This is a genomic window from Burkholderia territorii, assembly GCF_902833055.1.
In the GTDB taxonomy this organism is placed as follows: Bacteria; Pseudomonadota; Gammaproteobacteria; order Burkholderiales; family Burkholderiaceae; genus Burkholderia; species Burkholderia territorii.
Window position 1 is genome coordinate 14,064 of the sequence record NZ_CADFEJ010000033.1, and the last position, 17,662, is coordinate 31,725.

The window sequence follows — 17,662 nt, forward strand, 5'->3', positions numbered from 1 at the left end:
GTCACGCGCCGCTCAGCGCCCGATCGAATTCGCAGCACTGCGAAACACCAGCGGATGGTCGCCCCGCCGATCCGCCCTGCGCGCGAACTGCACGGCATGTTCGACCTTGCCGTGATGCGGCGACTTCGCGCAGACCGGGTCGGCCTGCGCGGGATCGCCGGCCAGCATGTATGCCTGACAGCGGCACCCGCCATGATCCGCATGACGCTCGTCGCACGTGCGGCACGGGTCGCGCATCCAGCCGTCGCCGCGAAACGCATTGAACGCGTCGCTTTCGTACCAGATTTCCTTCAACGACCGCTCGCGCACGTTCGGCAGCGCGAGGCCGGGCAGCCCGCGCGCGGCATGGCACGGCAGCGCGGTGCCGTCCGGCGCAACGCCGAGGAACACCGAGCCCCAGCCGTTCATGCAGGCCTTCGGCCGCTGCTCGAAGTAATCTGGCACGACGAACAGGATCTTGCACCGTTCGCCGACGAGCTTGCGGTAGCGGTTGACCGTTTCCTCCGCTTCGCGCAGTTGTTCGACAGTCGGCATCAGCTGGTCCCGATTCAGCATCGCCCAGCCGTAATACTGCGTGTTGGCGAGCTCGAGAAAATCCGCACCGAGGTCCAGCGCCATCTCGATGATCTGGCCGACGTGAGGCAGGTTGTATCGATGCAGCACGCAGTTCAGCACCATCGGATAGCCGTGCGACTTGATCAGCCGCCCGACGCCGCGCTTGAGGTCGAAGGTGCGCGTGCTCGTCAGGAAGTCGTTCAGTTCGCGCGTCGAATCCTGCAGCGACAACTGAATGTGATCGAGCCCGGCCGCCTTGAGCCGGTCGATGCGCGTGACATTCAGGCCCACCCCCGACGTGATCAGGTTGGTATAGAAACCCAGCGAGCGCGCATGCCCGACCAGCGTCTCCAGATCGTCGCGCTGCAGTGGCTCGCCGCCTGAAAAGCCGATCTGCGCGGCACCCAGCGCGCGCGCATCGCTGATCACCTTGCGCCAGGTTTCAGTATCGAGCTCCGCGCCGTGCGTCGCGAAATCGACCGGGTTGTAGCAGAACGCGCAGTGCAACGGACAGCGGTACGTGAGCTCGGCAAGCAGCCACAGCGGCGCGGACGGTCGGTTCGGAGGAAGTGTCATGTCCATGTCAGTCGAGCCAGCCGCGCAGGCGCGCATGATCGAGGAAGCGATAGACATCCGACGCAAGGTCAGAAGTACTGAACAGCCGCTCGAGTTCGTCGATGATGTCGTCGAGCTCGCGCGTGCCGTCGCAGCGCGCGAGGATCTCGCCCGCGCTCGGGTTGAGCCGCACCATGCCCTCCGGATACAGGAGCACGTACGCATCCTGGGCCGCCTCCCACTGCAGGCGGTACATGCCCCTGAGCGAGGGGCGCAGCGGCACGCCGCTGACGGCGTCGTTGGAGTTCATGCGGGATACGCCTTTTCAATCGCATCGAGAATCGACCACAGCACATCCAGCTTGAACGACAGGATGTCGAGCGCGCGCCGTTGCGCGGCCGGTGTCGTGAAATGGCTCAGCGTCACCGCGAGCCCGTGTTCGACGTCGCGCTGCGCGAGCGGCACGCGGCTGCGGAAATACTGCAGCCCGTCCGCCTCGATCCACGGATAGTGGGACGGCCAGCCCGCAAGCCGGTCGAGATGGATCTGCGGCGCGAACATCTCGGTCAGCGACGAGCACACGGCCTCCTGCCACGGCGCTTGCCGCGCGAAATTGACGTAGGCATCCACCGCGAACCGCACGCCGGGCAATACATGCTCGAGCGACCACAGCGCGTCGCGCTCGATGCCGACCGCCTCCCCGAGCCGCGCCCATGCCTCGATCCCGCCTTCCTGGCCGCCGTGGCCGTCGTGGTCGAGAATCCGTTCGACCCACAACCGGCGCGTGTCGCGGTCGGGGCAATTGGACAGGATCGCCGCATCCTTGAGCGGAATGCTGATCTGATAGTAGAAGCGGTTCGCGACCCAGCCGCGAATCTGCGCCGGCGAGCACGCGCCGCTATTGAGACGCCGGTTGAATGGATGGTGAATGTGATAGCGCGATTCGAGCGCGCGCAGCCGCGCCTCGAACTCCTGCGCACTCCAGGGCATCGCGTGCAATGCCGCGGCGGGAATCGGTGCGTTCATGGTCAGACCTCGAATTGCATGCCGTCGTGGGCGACCTCGATGCCGTGATCGCGCAACTGCGCACGCTGCGCGGAGCCAGGGTCGAGAATCGGATTCGTATTGTTGATGTGCGTGAGAACCTTGCGCGTATGCGTCGGCAACAGCCGGAGCCGCTCGATCATGCCCGGCCGCGCCGCGTCGCCGCACTGCGCGAGATGCCCCATGTCGGCCGCGTGCTTCGACGACAGGCCGAGATCGATCATCTCCGTGCCGGTCCAGAACGTGCCGTCCACCAGCACGAGGTCGGCGTCGCGCATCGCGGCGCGCACACCGTCGTCGACGTCGGCGAGCCCCGGCGCGTAGAACGCCTGCCGGCCGCTCGTCGTGTCCTCGATCAGGAGCGCGATGTTGTCGCCAGGCACGCTCGCCTCGCGGCGCGGCGAATAGGGCGGCGGCTTGCTGTCGACCGGCACGGCGGTGAAGCGAATGCCATCGGCGCCCGGTATCGCGAACGATTCGCCCGGCGCGATCGGGTGGACATCGACACCGCAGTAGTGGCCGAGCAACGGCACGAGCGGCAGCCCGGTCGACAGGTCGTCGAGCACCGGCGCGCTCGCATACAGCGGCAGCGGCGACGTGCGTTCGCGCAGCATCAGCAGGCCCGTCACGTGGTCGATCTGCGCGTCGCACAGCACGACGGCAGCGATCGCGGTGTCGCGGATCGCGCGGGCCGGCTGCAGATCGGGCGCGGCGCGCAGCTGCGCGAGAATGTCCGGCGACGCGTTCACCAGCACCCAGCCGATGCCGTCGCCGCTGACCGCGATCGACGATTGCGTGCGCGGCACGATGCCGTCGGTGCCGGCCCGCGCGCGGCGGCAGTTGCCGCAGTTGCAGTTCCATTGCGGCAACCCGCCGCCGGCGCCCGAGCCGAGTATCTTGATCTTCATCTGCGTGTGCTCCCGGTGCCGCCCGCATCGTGTCCGCCGATGCGGGCGGCACTGCGCGCGTCGATCAGCGGTTGGCGATGTACATCGTGATTTCGAAACCGAAACGCAGGTCGGTATAAGCCGGGGTCGTCCATTGCATGATGTGTCTCCTTGTTGAGTAGGTCAGTCGAAAAAACCGCATCGATCGAGCGGCCGATACCAGTTCAGCAAGGAGCGTGCCGGGGCAGGATTTGCGTCGCGCAGCGGCGTGCGAACGCGTGCGGCAGCCGCCGGATGGTCACGGCCCCGCGATTATTACGATTTGCTAACGATAATATTTCAAAAACGTCAGGCGACGGCTCATGTCGTGCACGGCCGGTCGAACAACTGTTGAATCCTTGAACACCGGGTGTTGCAACCTGACACACCGGTGTGACAGTCGCGGCTTGCGTCAGCGTTCGTCCGGCTCCAGCGCATCCGGTCCGGCGGCCGGCATCTTGCGGTAGATCGTGTTGCGCGACACGCCGAGCGCGCGCGCGGCGGCCGACACGTTGCCGCCATGACGCGCGAGCGCGGCCGCGATCGCGCACGCGGCCACGTCCTGCAGCCGCGCATCACCAGCCGGCAACACCGGCGTCTCCGCCGCGAGCGGCGCGGGCGGCGCGGCCGTACAGGCTTCCTGCGCGGCCGGCGCACCGTCGCGCCGCACGTCGTCGAAGAAGTCGTCCGGCAAATGTTCGCAGCGGATCTCGCAGTCGTCGTCGACCATCGCGGCCGCCGTGCGCAGCAGGTTCGCGAGCTGCCGGAAGTTGCCCGGCCACGCGCAGCGCTCGAACAGCGCCATCACGTCGGGCGCGACGCTCAACGGCCGTCGACCGGGCCCCGACAGCGTCTCCCGCTGCAGCATCTTCTGGACGACCACCGCGAGATCCGTGCGATCGCGCAACGGCGGCAGGCGCACGACGAGGCCGTTGAGCCGGTAGTACAAGTCCTCGCGAAAGCGGTTCTGCGCGATCATGTCGCGCAGGTCGCGGTGCGTCGCGCAAATGATCGCGATGTCGACGCCGATCGCCTTCGTCGAGCCGAGCGGGTTGACGATGCGCTCCTGAAGCACGCGCAGCAGCCGCACCTGCAGCGGATACGGCATGTCGCCGATTTCGTCGAGAAACAGCGTGCCGCCGTTGGCCTGCAGCAGCTTGCCGGTCGCGCCCTTGCGACGCGCGCCGGTAAACGCGCCCTCCTCATAGCCGAACAGCTCGGATTCGATCAGCGTCTCCGGAATCGACGCGCAGTTGACCGCGACGAACGGTCCGTCGCGGCGTGGCGAGTCGTTGTGGATCGCCTGCGCGAGCAGTTCCTTGCCGGTTCCGGTCTCGCCGGTGATCAGCACCGGAATGTCCTTGCCGATCACCTTGCGGACCTTCGCGATCACCGCCGCCACCTGCGGATCGCCGGTGTCGAGATAGCTGAGCCGCGACAGGTTCGCCGCACCCTGCGCCGCCGGCGGCCGCGCGGCAGGGGCGGCGCCGTCGTGCACTTCCGCGGGCCGGCTGCCCTCGGCGCGCAACGCGCGCCGGAACTGCACGCGCGCGCAGACCACCGCGCCGTTGCCGAGGTTCAGCGACACGTGCGGCTCGGTGCTCGCGCGCATCCGGTCGATCAGTTGCGCGCTCGTCACGTCGAACAGCGACGCGAGCGTATGCGCGCGCAACGCGGCGAGCGGCATCCCGAGCTGGAACTGCGCGCTGCGGTTGGCCGACAGGAAGCGGCCGTCCGCCGTGAACGCGACGATCCCTTCCATCAACGTGCCGAGGAATTCGGGGCGGCCGTGAAACGACACCTGCAGCGTCTCCTGGAACGTCGTCGTGAACAGGTGGTTCTCGATCATCTGCACCGACATCTTCGCGAGCGCCATCGTGTGCTGGTGATAGCTGCGGTGGTCGCCCGTCACATCGAGCACGCCGATCGCGTCGCCATACGGGTCGAGGATTGGCACGCTCGAGCAGGTCAGGAAATGGTTCGCGGCCAGGAAGTGCTGGTCGCCGTGCACGACCATCGGGCACAGCTCCGCGAGCGCGGTGCCGATCGCGTTGGTGCCCTGCCGGTTCTCCGCCCAGTTCGCGCCGGGGCGCAGCGCGACCCGTTCGGCGCGCCGCAGGAAGTCGTCGTCGCCGATCGAATGCAGGATCAGCCCTTCCGCATCCGTCAGCACGATCATGCTCTGCGTATTGACGATCTGCTCGTGCAGCGTCTCCATCACCGGCATCGCATGCACGCACAGCACGCGGTTCTGCTCGCGCTTGAGCGCAAGCGCGGCGCCGGACAGCACGTCGTAGTCGGGACGTGCCGATGCCTGCAGGCCGAACGTCTCGGACCGCTCATGGGACTTTTGGATCGTCGGCGTCGGCCAGCCGGGCGCATGCGTGGCCCGTGCGTTGGCCGTCGGATGAACGTCATCGCGCATTGTCTCCTCCGGGGATCCTTCCGGTCGATGCCGGACTTTGTGCTCGATCAAGCAAACTTCGGGCCACGGTGTCCGCAGCGCTTGCGTTGGGCGCCGAACATCGTCACACGGCACGCGCCGAAATGAAAATGAAAGAAACGTCGATCGCATGCCGTGCACGCGGCGTGACGCGCACGGACGTAATATCGCGATTCCGCCTGTCGCTGCTACCCGATTGATCCCGATCGTGTTCGCTGGCGCGATTCTGGCTTTGACATGGGTCAAGCTCCCGGCCGGCTCGCGGGTTCTCCCGGACACCGCCGTTGCGGCGCTGACGCGCCACCCTCTTTCCGACCCGACATGACACAGCGACCGCTCCGCTCTGCTCGCCCGTCCCGACCAGCCTTGTCCCGCGACGCATGCCGGATCGCATGGACCGAAGCCGGCAACCCGCACGGCGACCCGGTCGTCGTGCTGCACGGCGGACCCGGCAGCGGGAGCCGGCCGGCGGTGCCCGGTCTGTTCGACCTGACGCGCATGCGCATCGTGCTGGTCGACCAGCGCGGCGCGGGCGCATCGACACCTCGCGGCGGCCTGCGTCACAACAACACGATGCGTCTGGTCGGCGATCTGGACGCGCTGCGCGCGCGGCTCGGGATCTCGCGCTGGTGCGTCGTCGGCGGGTCGTGGGGCGCGGCGCTCGCACTCGCGTATGCGGGACGGTATCCGTCGCGCGTGACGGGCGTCGTACTGCGCGGGTTGTTCCTCACGTCGTCGCGCGAAGTGCGCGGCCTGTTCGTCGGCGCGCGCGCACGGGCGCCGGTGGCATGGCGGCGGCTGACGGCCGCCGCCGGCACCGCGCGCGCCGATCGTCTGATCGCGTGCTGCGCACGACGTCTCCAGCCGGGCGCGGGCGCGCTGCGGCAACGCGCGGTCGCGCTCGCATGGAACGCATACGAGGAGGCGATCCTGACCGGGCGGCCGGCGCGCGGCGCGCGACCGACGCAACCCGTCATCGAGCGGCTGATCGACAAATACCGGATCCAGGCGCACTACCTGCAACGCAACTGCTGGCTCGGCGAGCGCCGGTTGCTGGCGCTTGCGCGGCACGCCGCGCACGCCGGTGTGCCGTTGCATGCGGTGCACGGCACGCGCGATCGCGTGTGCCCGGTCGATAACGTCGAGCGGCTCGCGCGCGCGGTGCCGGCAGCCGTCGTCGAACGCGTGCCGGCCGGTCATCTCGCGAGCGACGCTGCGCTCGCGCGTGGCATCGCACGAGCGGTGCGCGCGATGCTCCCGGTCACGGCGGCAGACGAGCCGCAGCACATCGCGCCGCCCGATCAGTTCCACGCATAGCGGGCGCCGACCCACGCGCCGCGCGGCGCGCCCGGCCCGACGAACTGCTCGTTGACGGGATTGAGCCCGTCGAACGAATGATTCGGACCATTGAAGAAGTTCCGGCCGAGCATCCCGAAGCTTGCGTAGCGCTTGTCGAGCAGGTTGGTGACCGACGCGAACAGCTGCAGGTGCTTCGTCATCTGCCAGGTCGTGTCGAGGTCGATCAGGACATAGCCGGGCACCTTGCCGTTCACGTCCCGGTTGTTCTCGTCGCCGCGCGCGAACACGCCGCTGCGATACGTGATGTTGGTGCCGACGGTCCACGTCGGCGTCGCCGCATAGTCGAGCCGCAGCTTCACCGTGCTCGCTGGAATCCCGGGTATGCGGTCGCCGGAGCGAACGACGATGTTGCCGCGCGCATCCGCGCTCGAATTGCTCGCACTGCTTTCGGTCCACGTCGAGCGGTAGGTGGCGTCGACATAGCTGTAGCTGACGCCGATTCCGACCGGCCCCAGCCGCGTATGACCGGCGAGTTCGATGCCTTGGCGGCGCGTCTTGCCGACATTCTGGAAATAGCCGAGCGTGCTCGCGCCGCCGTTGCTGCTGACGAACTGGATGTCGTCGTCGAGCGTCGTGCTGTAGACCGCCGCGCTCCACGTCGTCGCCGGGGCGACCCGGCCGCGCGCGCCCAGCTCGATCGTCTTCGCGATCACCGGCTTCAGCGCCGGGTCGGCAAGAAAGTCGTTCGGCAGCGAGCACGGCGCCGCCGGGTCCGCACATGCGAGCTCGATCGCGGTCGGCGAGCGCATTCCTTCGTTGTACGTTGCATATGCGGTGAAGCCGGGAAGCGGATTCCACGTGATGCCGACGGCCGGATTGAACCGCGAGAACGTATGACGCGCGGTGAGCAACGGCTGCAGGCCGCTCGCATCCTCGATCGCCGCCCGCGACCAGTTGTAGCGCCCGGCCAGCGTCAGCGACCATTGCCGCGACAGCGCCAGCGTGTCGTCGAAGTAGACGCCGTAGCTGGCGTTGCGCGTCTTCGCGCGCGTCTTCGGCGTGAAGTCGCCGATGCCGACCGTCGCGCGCGTATCCGTGAAGCGCGCATCCTGCGCCGACTGCTCGAATCCGGCGTTCGCGAGATCGGCGGACGCGCCCACGACGAGCTGGTTGTCCAGGCCCGCGACCTTGCCGAGCAGCGTCAGTTGCAGGCTCGCGCCATAGCTGTCGGTCGTGATCACCGAGCGGTCGTTGGTCGCCTGCACGGCATCGAGGGCGCCGCTGCCGTCGACGCTGCCGAAATCGTCGTTCACATTGCTGCTGGTGTTGGTATTGCGGTAATGCCGGTAGTAGACGTTGCCGCTGAGCTGCACGTGATCGTCGAACGAATGATCGCCCGACACGGTGACATACGCGACGCTGTTGCGATTCAGGTCGGGATAGGTATAGGCCTGCGCGCGATTGTCGAGAAACGAGCGCGGAATCGTCTGCGAACCTTGCAGCGCATTGTCCGCGCCGCCGGCCGAGATCGACAGCGTCGTATCGGCAACGTTGTAGCGCAGCTTGCCGAATCCCTGCCGCACACGGCTCGCATTGTGATCGGCCCAGCCGTTGTCGTTCGCGACGTTGCCCGTCACGTAGTAGTCGAGGTTGCCGCCAATGCGCCCGCCCTGCTCGATCTGCGCGGTCTTGCGCCCCCACGAGCCGATCGAAACCTGTGCGGCGCCGCCCGGGCTCGTCCCGCCGTTCTTCGTCGTGATCGCGAGCGCACCACCGAGCGTATTGAGCCCGTAGGTCGGATTCGAGCCGGGAATCAGCTGCATCGTGTCGATCGCCGCCTGAGGGATGAGATCCCAGTTGACGACGTCGCCGAACGGCTCGTTCACGCGCACGCCGTCGACGAACACCGACAGCCCCTGCGGCGTGCCGACGACCGGCGATGCGGTGAAGCCGCGGTAGTTCACGTCTTTCTGGTACGGGTTGCCCTGCGCCTCGTTGATATCCACGCTCGACACGTTCTTCTCGAAGTAGTCGGTCAGCACGTCGCCGTGCTGTCGCGCGACGTCCTCACCGCGAATCGTCTGGACGTTGGCCGGCACACGCGACAGCGGCGTACCGATCCCGAGCAGCGGCGTCGTGCCGACGACGACGATCGGCGCGAGCGTCGGCGCGTCGACGTTGCCGGCCGGTTCGGCGCGTGCCGACGCCGGCGTCAGCGAGCCGAGCATCCCGCCGAAGCACAGCGTCACGCCCGCGCGCAGCGCACAGAAGCGGCGCTTCGCGCCATCCCTTTCCTTCATCTCCTCGTCTCCTGTTTTCTTGTTTCAGCGTCGTTATATCGTTGTCCATATCGACGCATCGACGATTGCGCGACTTTGCGTCGATCGCCTTATCGCGCCGCACCGGAATCGACGTCTGCCGTCGCGATCGCGACATGCGCGACACGCGCGCGCCCGATCGACGCGATGACGCCGGCCACGGTGCCGAACGACTCGTTGCGGTCGGCGTGCAGGCTGACGCTCGTCTGCGGGTCGCGCGCGACGCGGCGTGCCAGCACGGTCTCTACCTCCGCCGGCATGGCCGGCGCGCCATCGATACGGATCGCCCCGTGCGCGTCGACGGTCACGACGACGGTCGATGCGTGCGCGTCGTGCGCGGTGAGGGCTGCCTTCGGCAGGTCGATGCGGATCGCATGCGTCATCAGCGGCGCGGCGACCATGAAGATCACCAGCAACACGAGGACGACGTCGACGAGCGGCGTCACGTTGATCTCGCCGAGCGGATCGCCCACGTCGGCTTCCCGTTCATCCGTCTTCATACGGCCGCCGGACGCACGGTGCCCGCGCTGCTGGTAGCCGGTTGCGCGGCGTGTACCGGTGCGTCGACCCTGAACCGCCGCTGCTCGGCCAGCGCGATCAGGTCCTGCCCGAACTCGTCGAGCCCGGCCGTCACAATCTTTTGCCGGCGCAGGAACAGGTTGTAAGCCAGCACGGCGGGAATCGCGACGCCGATGCCGATCCCGGTCGCGACCAGCGCCTGGCCGATCGGCGCCGCGATCGCTTCGATGCCGTTCGCGGCCGACATCGACTGCAACGTGTGGACGATGCCGAACACGGTGCCGAACAGCCCGACGAACGGTGCGACGTTCGCGATCGACGCGAGCACCGCAAGCCCGCGCTCGAGCGAGCGCTGCGCGCGCCGGATCTCGCGCGCGAGCGTGCGTTCGAGCAGGTCGCGGCGATCCCATGCGGCCAGCGTGGCCGGTACGTCCGGCTCGGCTGCATCGAGATCGCGCAATGCAACGCACACCGCGCGCTGCAAGCGCGCGTTCAGGCTGCCAGCCACATCGTCGTCCGCCGGCATCGACAGCGCCGCACGATCGCCGCGTCGCGCGGCAAAACGGCGGTTACCGAACGCGACGCGCACATACAGCAGCGTCTTGACGACGATCAGCGTCCAGGTGAGCGCCGACAACATCGCGAGGAGCACAAACGCGCCAATGACCGCGTAGTGGATGAAATCTGACATGACGGATTCCTTAGTTTCCGAGTTTGAACACGACCGGCACCCTGACCCATCCGTCAGTCGATTCCGCGCCGCGCTTCGCCGGCACGAAGCGCCAGTCCGTGACCGCCGCGACGGCCGCATCGTCGAGCGCGTCGTGTCCGCTGCTCGCCGAGAGCAGCACTTGGTCGGCTCGGCCGTTCGCGAGCACATGCACGTTCAGGAACGTGGTGCCTTCCCAGCCGCGCCGCTGCGCGATGTCCGGGTAATCGGGTGCGGGGTTGTGCAGGTAGGCCGCCGCGAAGCGCGGCGCGGTCACGGGTTCGGCTGCCGCCGACGATCGCTCGGCTGGCATCGCACGCGCGGGCATCGTCGCGGTATCCGCCGCTGCATTTGCAGCGGCAGGCTGAACCGGTTCCCGCTCCGGCACGGGTCGTTCTCCGTCCGGCTGCGCCGCGGCGATCGCGCCAGCGGACTTGCGCGAAGAAGCGGCATGATCGATCTGGCGCGTTGCGACCACCGTTGGCCGAGTCTCTCGATGTACGACTGTGTCCCGGCTCGAACGCGAAGGCGTGCGCTCGGGAGGAACCTGTGTCGCCACATCCCGCCAACGATGCACGGCGGGTTCTGCCGCTTGCGCGAATTCGCTTGCGTCCACCTCGACGGCTAGTGCGCGCGGCAGCGCGGGGCGTCGATCGGGTACCCAGGCATGCCACAGGGCGACCACGATGGCCGCATGAACGGCAAATACCGTCAGCCCGACGGCACGCACCGGCTCGCGTGGGCGCACGGCCTGCGGCATCGCGATCGTCGCTGCGTATGCGCCGGCAGGCGCGACGCCGTATGCGAGCGCGACCACACGGCGGCGTTCGCATTTGCGCGCGGCATAGGACGAAATCGGGACATGCATGGCAGCCTCTCGCAGCGCGGATTCATTTCCGTGTCGAACGGCAAGAAGCATGCCGATGCGTGCAACGCCCGGCCGATCGCCCGGCGAAGCCGCCGCACTTCGAGACGCAAGCCCGCACCTGTTGCACTTCGTGTCACCCGTGTTGCGCCTGTGTCAATTTGGATCAGCAGCGCGACACCTCTGCCCGCGCACCGCACTGTCATCTTTCGCAACATCCCGCCCGAGGCTGTCCCCGAACGCAACACATGCGGATCATTCGCGCCGTGCCAGCGCACGTCGCCACGACCCGTTCGATCGGCCGCTGTGCGTTGCGCGACAGGGCATGCGCCGCAATGGCATGCGATTTGCGTGACTGGCTGCGCACTGGATCCGGATCCCCACCCTGCCGGCCCGGCCATGTGTTGGCCGCGGTGCGACCACAATGACTCAGGAGACAACCATGAAAAAACTCTCGGCTTCGACGAGCCGACTGGCAACCATCGGAATCGCGGCGGCAGCAGCGATCGCCTTGAATCCCGGCCTGGTGGACGCTGCCGCGGATTATCCGGCCGTCACGTATCAGCGGCTCACGGATGCGCAACGCGATCCGGGCTGGCTCACTTACTACCGCACGTACAACGGCCAGGCGCATTCGCCGCTCAAGCAGATCGACGCGTCGAACGTGAAGCAGCTCACGCAGGCGTGGAGCTACAAGTTTCCGGCCGAGCTGAAGCAGGGCTTCGAAGCCACGCCGATCGTCAACGGCCGCTATCTGTTCGTCACTACGCCGAAGGACAACGTGTACGCATTCGACGCGGCGACCGGTGCGCAACTGTGGAAATACGAACCTAAACTCGGCGCGGAGTCGTTCAAGACGGCCTGCTGCGACGTCGTGAACCGCGGCGTCGCGCTGTACGGCAAGAACGTATACGTCGCGATGCTGAGCGGCGAAGTGGCCGCCCTCGACGCGCAGACGGGCGCGCTCGTGTGGAAGAAGCAGATGTTCGAACCGGGGCTCGGCTACGCGTTCTCGCTCGCGCCGCTCGCGCTCGACGGCGCGATCGTGGTCGGCAGCTCGGGCGGCGAATACGGCGCGCGCGGCTTCATCGCGGCGCTGAGCCCGAACGACGGCACGCTGCTGTGGAAGCGCTTCACGATTCCCGGCCAGGGCGAGAAGCACGGCGACACCTGGCCCGACGGCATGCAGGCGCACGGCGGCGCCCCGGCGTGGCTGACCGGCACCTACGACGCGGCAACGCGCACGCTGTACTGGGGCGTCGGCAACCCGGGGCCGTGGCTCGCGGACCTGCGCCCCGGCGACAATCTGTACTCCGATTCATTGCTCGCGCTGGATCCGAAGAATGGCGACCTCAAGTGGCACTACCAGTACACGAAGCACGACACCTGGGACTATGACGGCGTCAACACGCCCGTGCTCGCGACGATCAAGTACAAGGGCAAGGAGCACGACGCGATCATCCACGCGGACCGCAACGGCTACTTCCATGCGATCGATCGGGACACCGGCAAGCTGATCTATGCGGAACCGTTCGTGAAGGCGACGTCGGTGACCGGCTACACGGAAGACGGTGCGCCGATTCAGGATCCCGCGAAGTATCCGAAGGTCGGCACGACGATCGACACGTGCCCGAGCTTCCTCGGCGGCAAGAACTGGTGGTCGGTGTCGTACGACCCGGTTCGCCATCTCGCGATCGTTCCTTCGCTGCATGCGTGCATGAGCCTGTCGGGCAAGTCGGTCAACTACATGGAAGGGCTGCCGTATCTCGGCGAGGGCTTCGAGATCAAGCCGGAGCCGGGCAGCGAAGGCTACGGCGAACTCCAGGCAATCGACGTGAACACCGGCAAGAAGGTATGGAGCCACTGGAGCAAGCTGCCCTGGAACGGCGGCGTCGCGACGACCGCGAGCGGCCTCGCGTTCAGCGGCTCGCTCGACGGCCACCTGTACGCGTTCGACGTCACCACCGGCAAGGTGCTGTGGGAGAGCCCGAAGCTCGCGAGCGGGATCATCGCGCAACCGTCCGTCTTTGAAGTCGACGGCAAGGAGTACGTAGCGGTGCTCGCCGGCTACGGCGGTGCGAACCCGATCTGGGGCGGCCCGATGGCCAAGGCGGCGGACGACGTGCCGCGCGGCGGCACGCTGTACGTGTTCGCCCTTGACCGCGGCTGATCGTCAGCCGGCGCAATCGCATTGCGCCCGCGCCGCCGGCGCGGGCGCCCTCTCCTTCTCCATTTCAACCGGGCGTACGATCATGAACCTCCGACTTTCCCGCCTCGCCGTGGCCTGTGCGCTCGCGGCAGGCACGGCGCTGACACCGGCGCTCTCCACGGCCGCGACGGCGGTGCGCGTGTGCTCGCTGCCGGGCACGCCGACGGCCGCGCTCGACAAGGCCGTCGCCCGCGACGCCTTCCGCACGGCCGGTATCGCCGCGACCTTCTCGGGACACGACGCGGGCGGCAGCGACGACGACGGCGTGTCCGCCCACGAGCTCGCCAACCTCCTCGAACACGACTGCGACGTGCTCGCCGGCTTTCCACGCTCGGCCATCGCCGACGCATCGGATACGAAGCTGCTGTTCTCGCAAGGCTACTTGCGCTCGGGCTACGTGAGCGTCACGCGTCGCGATGGCGGCGCGCCGGCCACCGACCGCGAAATCGTCGCGGCGACCTACGCGAGCCCCGCGCAACTGATCGCGGTTCAGCAAAAGAATGCACGCTTCGATCTCGAGAACACGTCCGAGCAAACGGTGGACGCGGTCGCGCGCGGCCGCGCGCATCGCGCGATCGTCTGGTATCCGGCAGTCGTCGCGTATCAGGCCGCGCATCCAAAACAGGCGTTCCGCATCGGCGCGACCTCGTCGCCGTATGCGGAATGGCAGCTCACGTTCGCGTTCGCGCCGCGCTCGGCCGCGTTGCAGCAGCGTATCGACGCGGCACTCACGCAGATGAAGAACAATGGCCGGCTCGCTGCGCTGACGCACAAGTGGGCGCTGCCCGGCAGCGCGCTCGAAGCGCACGAGTCGCACATGCCATCCCGTTTCCTCGACGGCGCGACGGCGAGCGCACGCCGCGCGCCCGGTAACCTGCTGCGCGCGCGCAACGCGCCTGCCGGCGGCGGTTTCATCCGCGTCGGCGCGAGCACCGGCGACGCGGCACCGTCCTTCGACGCGAGCCAGGTCGCCCATGGCAAGGAAATCTACGGCAATGCGTGCGCAAAGTGCCACGGCGCCGATCTCGAAGGCAACACCGCGCCCGCGTTGAGCGGCCCGTCGTTCGCGCCGCTGTCGCATTCGCACCTGACGATCGGTGGCGTGTTCGGCTACATGGCCACCAACATGCCGGCGGACCAGCCGGGCAAGCTGAAGGACGACGAATACGCGGATCTGATGGCCTTCCTGCTCGCGTCGAACGGCTATGCCGCCAGCAAGAGCAAGTTGACGGCCGATACCGCACACGCGTCGACCGCGCCGCTCGTCGCCGGTCCCGCCGCGCACAAGGACGCGAGCCAGTAACGCCGGGCAAGCGGCACCGCCTCGCGATGCGGGCCGCGCCCTTCCGCACGATTTCATCTTCAACAGGAAACGACCGTGACGTACCCGACCTCCCGCAGAACCTTCATCATCAACGCCATCGGCCTGTGTGCGACGCTCGCCGCGGCCCGCACGGCATGCGCGGCCCCGCCGCTCGTCGACGAGAACGACGCCGCCGCGAAGACGCTCGGCTATCGCGCGCACGCGTCCAGCGTCGACACCGCGCAGTTCCCGAAATACCAGGCCGGCCAGCGCTGTGCGAACTGCCGCTTTTACAAGGGCGAAGCGGCGGATGCCGCCGGCACGTGCCCGATGTTCGCCGGCAAGCTGGTGGCGGCGGACGGCTGGTGCAACGTGTATGCGAAGCGCGCGTGACGCGTCGCGCGACGGACTGCTGGCGCGGCTCGCACCGGCGCCCGTCGCCGCCATCGAGGACGGCGCGCCGCCGCACACCGTCGCGCATCTGCACGCGCTGATTGCGACCGGCCTGTCGCGCGGCTTCGTCACGCGCGCCGACATCGTCGATGCGCTGTCCGACGACGACGCAAACGAAAGCAGTATCGACGCGGCTGCCGCCGTGCTCGCCGAACTCGGCATCGCGGTGTCCGAGCGCGCCGATACCGCGAGCGGCTGGACACTCGACCGTTACTTCCGGCCCGCGTCGCCCGCACGCGCATGGGTCGACGGAGACGGCGACGGCACGCTCGCCGCAGCGGACCTGCTCGCCCCGCGCACGACCGATCCGGTCCGGCTGTACCTGCGCGAGATGGGCACGACGCCGCTCCTCACGCGCGACGAGGAATTCGCGTACGCGCAACGCATCGAGCGCGGCCGCGCGGCGTCGGTCGCGGTGCTGTGCGGCGATCCCGATGCGCTCGACGTGCTCGTGTCGATTCGTACCGAGATTGCCGAGTGCCGGACCGCCGCATCGACCTATGTGCTCTTCCTGGCCGACGCTCCGCGCAACGATCGAGCCAGCGACCACGCCGAGGCAGGTGCGCGCCGCGAGTCCGTCGCCGACGCCGGGTGCGACGACGAGGCGCCCTCGGAGGATTCGGCTTGGCGCGACGCGGTATTGACACGACTCGCTCGTATCGACGCGATCGCCGACAACATCCGTGCTGCGCTGGCATCCGGTGGCGTCGCGTCTGCCTCCTATCGCATGCATGTGCGCGACGCCGCGGCGCTGCTCGGTACGCTTTGCCTGTCCGCGCGCGCACTCGAACGGATGAGCGAGCCGCTGCGCAGCCGCGCACGCCGGCATCGCGCACTGCGGGGACGGCTGACGCGCCTGTTGGCCGAAGCGGGCGTCCCGCCGTCGTTCGCACAGACGGACCACGACGATCACGCCGGCTGGCTCGCGTCGTGTATTGCCGCACATCCGGCCTGCGCGCCGACGCTGACGCGACGCGCGGCCGAATTCATCGATGCACGCGCCGCGATCGTGCGCGACGCACCGCCGTCTGAATTGCCGCCCGATGCGACCGCGTCGCTCGATGCCCGGCTCGATGCGATCGATCGCGCGATGCAGCCCGCGAAAACCGGCTTGTTCGACGCGAACCTGCGGCTCGTCGTGTCGATCGCGAAGCGCTATCCGGATCGCGGCCTGCCGTTCGCCGACCTGATCCAGGAAGGCAACATCGGCCTGTTGAAGGCCATCGAGCGCTACGACTACCGCCGCGGCTTCCGGTTCTCGACCTACGCGACCTGGTGGATCCGGCAGGCAATCACGCATGCGCTCGCCGACCTCGGCCGCACGATCCGCGTGCCGACGCATACGGTCGACGCGCTGAACAAGCTGACGCGGCTCGCGCGCGAGCATCGGCAACGCGCGGGCATCGCCGCGACGCCGACAGAACTGGCCGTGCACATGGGCGAGCCGGTCGACAAGGTGCGCGACTTGCTGGCGATCGTGAAGGAACCGGTGTCGGCAGACCTGCCGGTTTCGCCGGAAGGCGACATGACGTTCGCCGACATCGCGCCGGACCTGTCGTCGCCGTCACCCGAGGACGCCGCAGGCGCCATGCAGTTGCGCAACGTGATCGCCGCCGCGATCGACAGGCTGCCGCCGCGCGAGGCGACGGTGCTCCGGCTGCGCTACGGGCTGCACGCCGACGAGGGATGCTCGCTGCGCGACATCGGCCGCCAGATGAACCTGTCCGCGGAACGCGTGCGGCAGATCGAGGCGTCGGCGCTCACCCGCCTTCGCGCCTCCGATGCGCTCGGCGCGCTCCGGTCGTTCATCGCGTAGCACGACGCGCACCACCCGATACGAACGCCGTGTGTCGTGTTGACGCTTGCAACACCGGCTGCTGCATTTCGACGCAACGTATGTGCCGGCAAGTGCGCGCCGCTTTCTATCCTTCGTTGATCTGCAGTGCATATCAGTCTTCGCGAGCCGCACAACAGCGCACCTGCACGCCGTTCGGACCACAAACCCGCGCATTTGGCATGCAAGTTGCGTTTCAACGGTCATGCCGCATCCGACGATTTTCATGGAGACCATCTTGACTGCCCTCGTATCGATCCTTCAGGAGCACCGAATCTTCGAACCGACGGCCGACGCGCGCGAGCGTGCGACCATTTCCGGCATGCCGGCCTACCGCGCGCTGGCCGCCGAGGCCGAGCAGGATTACGAAGGCTTCTGGGCGCGCTTCGCGCGCGAGGGCCTGACCTGGCACAAGCCGTTCACCAGGGTGCTCGACGAGAGCAACGCGCCGTTCTACAAATGGTTCGACGACGGCGAGCTCAACGCGTCGTACAACTGCCTCGATCGTCACGTCGAAGCCGGCAACGGCGAACGCGTCGCGATCATCTTCGAGGCCGACGACGGCACCGTCACCCGCGTCACCTACGCCGATCTGCTCGCGCGCGTGTCGCGCTTCGCGAATGCGCTGAA

General features: G+C 68.0%; 16 protein-coding genes. 6 read left to right on the top strand and 10 right to left on the bottom strand.

What is annotated here, in order from left to right; translation table 11 throughout:
• Positions 1–12: 12 nt before the first annotated feature.
• From pqqE to HW466_RS29935, 6 genes are all read right to left on the bottom strand, one after another.
• Positions 13–1,137: a pyrroloquinoline quinone biosynthesis protein PqqE gene (pqqE, locus tag HW466_RS29910; protein ID WP_151006215.1), complete on the bottom strand. Its 1,125-nt coding sequence runs from the start codon at positions 1,135–1,137 to the stop codon at positions 13–15.
• Between the two features lies 1 nt (position 1,138).
• A complete protein-coding gene (gene pqqD / locus HW466_RS29915) occupies positions 1,139–1,420 on the bottom strand; it encodes a pyrroloquinoline quinone biosynthesis peptide chaperone PqqD (protein ID WP_006751646.1) in 282 nt (93 codons plus the stop codon).
• On the bottom strand, positions 1,417–2,136 hold the full coding sequence (pqqC, locus tag HW466_RS29920) for a pyrroloquinoline-quinone synthase PqqC (RefSeq protein WP_059809234.1): 720 nt from the start codon (positions 2,134–2,136) through the stop codon (positions 1,417–1,419). Before pqqC ends, pqqD begins: the two co-directional genes overlap by 4 nt.
• Before the next feature lie 2 nt (positions 2,137–2,138).
• On the bottom strand, positions 2,139–3,062 hold the full coding sequence (pqqB, locus tag HW466_RS29925; protein WP_151006214.1) for a pyrroloquinoline quinone biosynthesis protein PqqB: 924 nt from the start codon (positions 3,060–3,062) through the stop codon (positions 2,139–2,141).
• A 64-nt stretch (positions 3,063–3,126) separates the two neighbouring features.
• The gene (gene pqqA / locus HW466_RS29930) at positions 3,127–3,201 is read right to left on the bottom strand and encodes a pyrroloquinoline quinone precursor peptide PqqA (protein WP_006410019.1); all 75 of its coding nucleotides are present in this window, start codon (positions 3,199–3,201) and stop codon (positions 3,127–3,129) included.
• Between the two features lie 291 nt (positions 3,202–3,492).
• Positions 3,493–5,505: a sigma-54-dependent Fis family transcriptional regulator gene (locus tag HW466_RS29935; RefSeq protein ID WP_174905592.1), complete on the bottom strand. Its 2,013-nt coding sequence runs from the start codon at positions 5,503–5,505 to the stop codon at positions 3,493–3,495.
• 339 nt (positions 5,506–5,844) lie between these two features.
• On the opposite strand from HW466_RS29935, the gene HW466_RS29940 reads away from it, so the two are divergent.
• Positions 5,845–6,840: an alpha/beta fold hydrolase gene (locus HW466_RS29940; RefSeq protein WP_174905591.1), complete on the top strand. Its 996-nt coding sequence runs from the start codon at positions 5,845–5,847 to the stop codon at positions 6,838–6,840.
• Here the strand turns inward: HW466_RS29940 and HW466_RS29945 are convergent.
• The 4 genes from HW466_RS29945 to HW466_RS32035 form a co-directional block, all read right to left on the bottom strand.
• On the bottom strand, positions 6,825–9,122 hold the full coding sequence (locus HW466_RS29945) for a TonB-dependent receptor (RefSeq protein WP_151005011.1): 2,298 nt from the start codon (positions 9,120–9,122) through the stop codon (positions 6,825–6,827). The genes HW466_RS29940 and HW466_RS29945 overlap by 16 nt on opposite strands.
• 89 nt (positions 9,123–9,211) lie before the next feature.
• Positions 9,212–9,640, bottom strand: coding sequence for an ExbD/TolR family protein (locus HW466_RS29950; RefSeq protein WP_151005009.1), 429 nt, complete (start codon positions 9,638–9,640; stop codon positions 9,212–9,214).
• Positions 9,637–10,350 carry a MotA/TolQ/ExbB proton channel family protein gene (locus tag HW466_RS29955; RefSeq protein WP_151005007.1) on the bottom strand — a complete coding sequence of 238 codons (714 nt, stop codon included), beginning with the start codon at positions 10,348–10,350 and terminating at the stop codon, positions 9,637–9,639. Before HW466_RS29955 ends, HW466_RS29950 begins: the two co-directional genes overlap by 4 nt.
• Positions 10,351–10,360: 10 nt before the next feature.
• A complete protein-coding gene (locus tag HW466_RS32035) occupies positions 10,361–11,128 on the bottom strand; it encodes an energy transducer TonB (RefSeq protein WP_151005005.1) in 768 nt (255 codons plus the stop codon).
• 547 nt (positions 11,129–11,675) lie between these two features.
• Here HW466_RS32035 and HW466_RS29965 point away from each other — a divergent pair.
• From HW466_RS29965 to HW466_RS29985, 5 genes are all read left to right on the top strand, one after another.
• On the top strand, positions 11,676–13,403 hold the full coding sequence (locus tag HW466_RS29965; protein ID WP_059502532.1) for a methanol/ethanol family PQQ-dependent dehydrogenase: 1,728 nt from the start codon (positions 11,676–11,678) through the stop codon (positions 13,401–13,403).
• Positions 13,404–13,485: 82 nt separating this feature from the next.
• Entirely contained in the window at positions 13,486–14,745 is a 1,260-nt protein-coding gene (locus HW466_RS29970; protein WP_151005003.1) for a c-type cytochrome, read from the top strand.
• A 75-nt stretch (positions 14,746–14,820) separates the two neighbouring features.
• Positions 14,821–15,138, top strand: a complete 318-nt coding sequence (locus HW466_RS29975) for a high-potential iron-sulfur protein (RefSeq protein WP_059452222.1) — start codon at positions 14,821–14,823, stop codon at positions 15,136–15,138.
• Complete coding sequence (locus tag HW466_RS29980) at positions 15,122–17,014, top strand: sigma-70 family RNA polymerase sigma factor (RefSeq protein ID WP_151005001.1); 1,893 nt, start codon at positions 15,122–15,124, stop codon at positions 17,012–17,014. The genes HW466_RS29975 and HW466_RS29980 overlap by 17 nt, the downstream gene beginning before the upstream one ends.
• Positions 17,015–17,258: 244 nt before the next feature.
• A partial coding sequence (locus HW466_RS29985; protein ID WP_279610394.1) for an acetyl-coenzyme A synthetase N-terminal domain-containing protein occupies positions 17,259–17,662 on the top strand: 404 nt, incomplete at its 3' end.

What these genes read in the sequence shown, in the direction of transcription:
- pqqE (WP_151006215.1), bottom strand. Translation starts at nt 1,137, where the DNA reads ATGGACATGACACTTCCTCCGAACCGACCGTCCGCGCCGCTGTGGCTG.
- pqqD (WP_006751646.1), bottom strand. Translation starts at nt 1,420, where the DNA reads ATGAACTCCAACGACGCCGTCAGCGGCGTGCCGCTGCGCCCCTCGCTC.
- pqqC (WP_059809234.1), bottom strand. Translation starts at nt 2,136, where the DNA reads ATGAACGCACCGATTCCCGCCGCGGCATTGCACGCGATGCCCTGGAGT.
- pqqB (WP_151006214.1), bottom strand. Translation starts at nt 3,062, where the DNA reads ATGAAGATCAAGATACTCGGCTCGGGCGCCGGCGGCGGGTTGCCGCAA.
- HW466_RS29935 (WP_174905592.1), bottom strand. Translation starts at nt 5,505, where the DNA reads ATGCGCGATGACGTTCATCCGACGGCCAACGCACGGGCCACGCATGCG.
- HW466_RS29940 (WP_174905591.1), top strand. Translation starts at nt 5,845, where the DNA reads ATGACACAGCGACCGCTCCGCTCTGCTCGCCCGTCCCGACCAGCCTTG.
- HW466_RS29945 (WP_151005011.1), bottom strand. Translation starts at nt 9,122, where the DNA reads ATGAAGGAAAGGGATGGCGCGAAGCGCCGCTTCTGTGCGCTGCGCGCG.
- HW466_RS29950 (WP_151005009.1), bottom strand. Translation starts at nt 9,640, where the DNA reads ATGAAGACGGATGAACGGGAAGCCGACGTGGGCGATCCGCTCGGCGAG.
- HW466_RS29955 (WP_151005007.1), bottom strand. Translation starts at nt 10,350, where the DNA reads ATGTCAGATTTCATCCACTACGCGGTCATTGGCGCGTTTGTGCTCCTC.
- HW466_RS32035 (WP_151005005.1), bottom strand. Translation starts at nt 11,128, where the DNA reads ATGCCGCAGGCCGTGCGCCCACGCGAGCCGGTGCGTGCCGTCGGGCTG.
- HW466_RS29965 (WP_059502532.1), top strand. Translation starts at nt 11,676, where the DNA reads ATGAAAAAACTCTCGGCTTCGACGAGCCGACTGGCAACCATCGGAATC.
- HW466_RS29970 (WP_151005003.1), top strand. Translation starts at nt 13,486, where the DNA reads ATGAACCTCCGACTTTCCCGCCTCGCCGTGGCCTGTGCGCTCGCGGCA.
- HW466_RS29980 (WP_151005001.1), top strand. Translation starts at nt 15,122, where the DNA reads ATGCGAAGCGCGCGTGACGCGTCGCGCGACGGACTGCTGGCGCGGCTC.